The organism is Xanthomonas cucurbitae, assembly GCF_002939885.1.
Lineage (GTDB): Bacteria > Pseudomonadota > Gammaproteobacteria > Xanthomonadales > Xanthomonadaceae > Xanthomonas > Xanthomonas cucurbitae.
Genome location: NZ_MDED01000076.1, coordinates 1 through 4,178 on the forward strand (window position 1 = coordinate 1; position 4,178 = coordinate 4,178).

Genomic DNA, 4,178 nt, shown 5'->3' on the forward strand with positions numbered 1-4,178 from the left:
ACCACCTTCTGGGACGGTGGAAAGGGCCTGTTTCCAAGGCTCAACGCAGATTCAGGGGCCTCAAGGCACCCACACGAATCCGCGATGAGCCACCTTTTTGAAAAGCGGCTCGCCCAGAAGTTGTGTCGCATAGTCCGTGCTGACGCACGCGCGTTTCTTTAGCGTATCAGTAAGCTCATTGAGCTTTATCTGCTCGGCGGATGAAAGCGAGTCTAGGACCGCTTTTATTTTCCGGGTCGTTTCACGACGGAATAGATTTCCGTTAAACAACAATCTTTGCCCAGCACCGAGGTCTTCAGCGTCCACGAATCCAATTTGGTCAGCATCGGACATCAGGCGCTGAATATCGGGCGTTGCCAGCTTATAGAAGTCGGCCAATTCCGTGGATACATTGCCGGACAGCACGGGCTCGATCGACGCCTTTTCCGCGAGCGCAATCGAAGCGACCTCGGACGCGCCTGGCATGAGGGCATCGAATATATCTGCCGTATGTTGGAGGGTCTTCGCAGTTGTGACGCCAAGAACAGCAACGCCCCCATTCGCGGTGTCAACCAGTTGCTGCTGTTTCAGGACTTCGATGAGTTTTGGAAGCTCGAAAGTCGTATTGATGTTTGCCGCTTGCGCCAGAACGTTCAGACGATCGTTGTTGAGTGTTGCGTGGTTGTTTGACGAGATTGCAGAGAGCAAGATGCCCGCCTTGCCCGCGAGAAAGGTCTTGTCGTAGCCAGCTTGGTTCGTTATTCCTTGGAGTTTGTTGGTGTGATGAATCAACCATGATCCTTTGGTCTTCTTGTCCATTTCTCCCCCTTTAAGAAAAATCTTGTGCAACTAGTATAATGCCGCCGGCCTACAGATTTAATCGACCTTGTATTCCTGCGTCATCCAAACCGAATACCGAACAAGCCCCCGTCTTCCGTGGCGTCGGTCAGGCGCTTAGGTAGCACGTAATCGTTGAGGTCGAAGCCATCAATGGTCTCTTTGAAGGCATCGTCTTCATTCATCGTCACGATGTACTGGAAGCCAAGCTCCTGCGCGATCTCCGAGCCCAGACGCAACGCGCTGATGACTTGGCGTCCATCGACGCCGTCAAACAGATGGCTGTCATGAATTAAGAATCCAGGCCCGATTTTCCGCTTGGCACAAAGGCGCATCAGCATCATGTCGAAGCAGAAAATTTGCATATTCTTGATGCCCCTGCTGCGTTGCCCCTGCATCGGAAACTTGAACATCGGGCCGTTGGATGTTTCGTCTATCGTCATGCTGCCGGCCGATTCGTACAGGCGCTGCGAGGTCTCCTCGAAGGCGACGATGGCCTCCGCCAGTCGATCTTTCTGCTCGGCGAAATCGCGCCGCAAGCGGATGGTGAGGCGATTGCGCTCAATCTCCAGTTCGTTCTTTGTGCCTTCAAGCTGTTCGGCCGCTTCAAAGCGTTGCCGCAGCGATTCCACTTCGGACTCCAGCCGGCCCAGTTTTCCTTGCAGCTTGAGGAACTGTTCCAGCGCACCGTGGCTCTTCAGGATGCCCAGCACTTCGCCACGCCGTTGGTCGAACTGCGCCTTTTTGCCATCGCGCAGTTCAATACGTAGCTTTGCAGCTTCAAGTTCGCTGGAGAGGTAGTCCTTGCGATTGCGGACCACCGATTCGTGAAAACTCTTCACGTCTTCATAGCGGCGCTTCACCAGGCCGGGCAGCACAATGCCCGCTTCTTGATAGACGGCCTGCAGGTCTTCAGGATCAGGAGGAACCTCTGACGCTAGTGCGCTTTCCAGATCTCGGATCGCTGAAAAGTCGATGGTGTTGGCGTTGGCCAATTCATTGAGCTGGCGGGTCAGTGCGGCGCTTTCGACTTCCAACTCACGGTATTCAGGCAGGACATGAAACGTCTCGACTTCTGCGTGCAGCTTCTTGAGACGGGCCTCTCGTAGCGTGAGCTCAGTGCGCAAGTCGGCTGCCTTGCCGATGATCGAGCCGAACACGCCATTCCCTGCCGCTTTCTTCAGCTCTTCCAGAGTCTTCTCCCGATCGCGAACAGCCTGCCAATCGCGCGCAATCTGCCAGTCCAATCCGAGCAGGAACATGAGCGTCATTTGCATGTCGCCGGTGCCCTGCATCGTGGCTTGCTTTTCCGGCGTCATGAAAGCGCCACTCGCTTGCCGACGCACGAAGTAGGCGAACAGCGAACGGAACGACGGCGGCTTGCTGCCGGCAGCTTCCAGGCTGCTCAAACCAAACATCTGCTCGCCGAGGAATGCGCACCACTCGGTAGCCGAAAACTTGACCTTCGCCGCAGGCGGGGCAGTCACAAAGATTTTTGCTTTGGTGCCACCGCTGCGCTCAACAACGGTGCGCTCCGACTTCAGATCGAAGTCCATGCCGAAGGAGTGCTCAACCAGTTCCTGGGTCCGGAAGATTGATTCAGGACCAGCGTCGGCGCCGAGCAGGAAATGCACAAGCTCTACGAAGCTGGTTTTTCCCGCACGATTGCGTGTCTGCTTGCTGCTTGCACCCTCGATTTTCTGAGCAAGCAAGACATTCAGACCTGGTTTCAGGTCTTTAAGGCTCTTGAAGCTGGGTAGCGTGCTGAAAATGTGATGAATCAAGGCACTCTCCGTGCCACGAGGCCGCTTTCGAGTTCAATGGTCCCCATGGCGTACAGAAGGTCGAGCGCGAGCAAGAACCAGTCATAGTTAATTTTCCGAGGCATTGTGGCTACGCCTGCTTCATGCTTGTTCAGTTCCTCCCACAACGCAGAGACGGTCTTTGGCCGCACAAGGTAGGTCAAGACATGGGCGCCGACGGTCAACAGTGCTCGATCCTGCTGCAGATGCTTGGAAGGCAAAATCATGCAGCCCCCACCGCTTGAGCATCTTCAAAAATCTCGCATTTGTCGAACAGATACGCCATGACGGCCAGCACTGCCGCCTTGTGTGTCGGCGTGGTGTTAGCTGTGCCCCCGGCCCACGCTTCGAGCCGACCGAATATCTCATCGGGGTGCAGTGCGGGAACTTGGTCTCGCAGCGTCACGTATTCACTTTTGAACGCCTGCGCTATCTGCTCGCCGTAGGTCGGGTTCCTCCAGTTATTGAAGAACTGCGCCACGAGCGCTGACTTCTGCATACCAATCTTCAAAAAGTCGGCGACGGCCTGAGACAGCAGGTTTGCCTCGATCTTGCCGCGCGATACATCTTTCACTTCGCTGGCCGTGGGCACGGGAGTGATGCTGATGTGGGTGAGGACGGCCAGCAGGTCGCCAAACCCCAAATTGACATTCGCTTCCATCGTCAGCGATGGGCCGAACCAGGATTCGAGATCCTGCAAGCTCAACTGGCGAAACTTAGCCAGCATCTCCTCATAGCCGCAGTGGCCGATTTTGATCTTTGGGTTGTCCTGCCCGAGTTTCGCCAGCGCTTCGATGATGTGAGGGCCCAAACGGCCATCCTGCGCATTGTGGACAAAGGTCCACTCATCGAAATATTTCTCCCAGTGCTCTTTGGCGCCGTTGAAATCCTCGTTGATCTTCTTGATCGCTTCGGCGGCGGTCAATTCATTGGGAGCGTAACTCTGGTAGAGGATGCGCGCCGAGGGCAGATACCCATCATTCTTCCGATCGCCAACATTGCCCCACGGGCGGCATGCCATGAAATTATTGGGATGGGCTTTCGACATCAGCTTCTCGAACAGACGTTGAAAAACGTCCCCTTTGGATTCCAAGAAGGCGATGCGGAAATCCTTTTCGTAATTAAGCTGCTGTAAGCGATCCATGGGTTCAAGCCCGTGATTTAGTGTTTTTAGTTATTTTCAGGCGATGCCTCATGGCTTCATGGTATTCGTCTGCTGCTGTCCCCGGTTCACATCAAACGGAAGCGCCTTATCAGCCGCAATTCGCGTCAGCAGTATCCGGATGGCATCCGACACGGACAAGCCCATCCCAGCCAGCACGTTTGTGGCTTCCTCTTTGATATGCCCGTCAATCCGGGCGCGAACAACATCACTGGTTGCCATAAGTGCCTCAAGCATTTTGTAGCTACATTGTGCCTCATTTGCGCCTCAATGTCATTTACATATTGATAAGAGAGGTTGAACGTCCGTAAGCGTCCGCCAACCTCACCTACCCCGAAACCTCACTCCGTGCGCAACGGCAGCAATTGATCGATGTCCCGATCCAAGGTCGTCGGCAG

The 4,178-nt window shown here is 54.9% G+C and carries 5 protein-coding genes; all 5 read right to left on the reverse strand.

The window, feature by feature from the left end:
* Positions 1-60 precede the first annotated feature (60 nt).
* The 5 genes from XcuCFBP2542_RS18510 to XcuCFBP2542_RS18530 all read right to left on the reverse strand — a co-directional run bounded on the left by XcuCFBP2542_RS18510 (position 61) and on the right by XcuCFBP2542_RS18530 (position 4,002).
* On the reverse strand, positions 61-798 hold the full coding sequence (locus XcuCFBP2542_RS18510) for a hypothetical protein (RefSeq protein WP_104605677.1): 738 nt from the start codon (positions 796-798) through the stop codon (positions 61-63).
* An 80-nt stretch (positions 799-878) separates the two neighbouring features.
* A complete protein-coding gene (locus XcuCFBP2542_RS18515) occupies positions 879-2,600 on the reverse strand; it encodes an ABC-three component system protein (RefSeq protein WP_104605679.1) in 1,722 nt (573 codons plus the stop codon).
* Positions 2,597-2,845, reverse strand: a complete 249-nt coding sequence (locus XcuCFBP2542_RS18520) for an ABC-three component system middle component 6 (RefSeq protein WP_104605681.1) — start codon at positions 2,843-2,845, stop codon at positions 2,597-2,599. The genes XcuCFBP2542_RS18515 and XcuCFBP2542_RS18520 overlap by 4 nt, the downstream gene beginning before the upstream one ends.
* Entirely contained in the window at positions 2,842-3,762 is a 921-nt protein-coding gene (locus XcuCFBP2542_RS18525; protein ID WP_104605683.1) for an ABC-three component system protein, read from the reverse strand. Before XcuCFBP2542_RS18525 ends, XcuCFBP2542_RS18520 begins: the two co-directional genes overlap by 4 nt.
* Before the next feature lie 48 nt (positions 3,763-3,810).
* A complete protein-coding gene (locus XcuCFBP2542_RS18530) occupies positions 3,811-4,002 on the reverse strand; it encodes a type II toxin-antitoxin system RelB/DinJ family antitoxin (protein WP_104605685.1) in 192 nt (63 codons plus the stop codon).
* Between the last annotated feature and the right edge of the window lie 176 nt (positions 4,003-4,178).

What these genes read in the sequence shown, in the direction of transcription:
- XcuCFBP2542_RS18525 (WP_104605683.1), bottom strand. Translation starts at nt 3,762, where the DNA reads ATGGATCGCTTACAGCAGCTTAATTACGAAAAGGATTTCCGCATCGCC.
- XcuCFBP2542_RS18520 (WP_104605681.1), bottom strand. Translation starts at nt 2,845, where the DNA reads ATGATTTTGCCTTCCAAGCATCTGCAGCAGGATCGAGCACTGTTGACC.
- XcuCFBP2542_RS18510 (WP_104605677.1), bottom strand. Translation starts at nt 798, where the DNA reads ATGGACAAGAAGACCAAAGGATCATGGTTGATTCATCACACCAACAAA.
- XcuCFBP2542_RS18530 (WP_104605685.1), bottom strand. Translation starts at nt 4,002, where the DNA reads ATGGCAACCAGTGATGTTGTTCGCGCCCGGATTGACGGGCATATCAAA.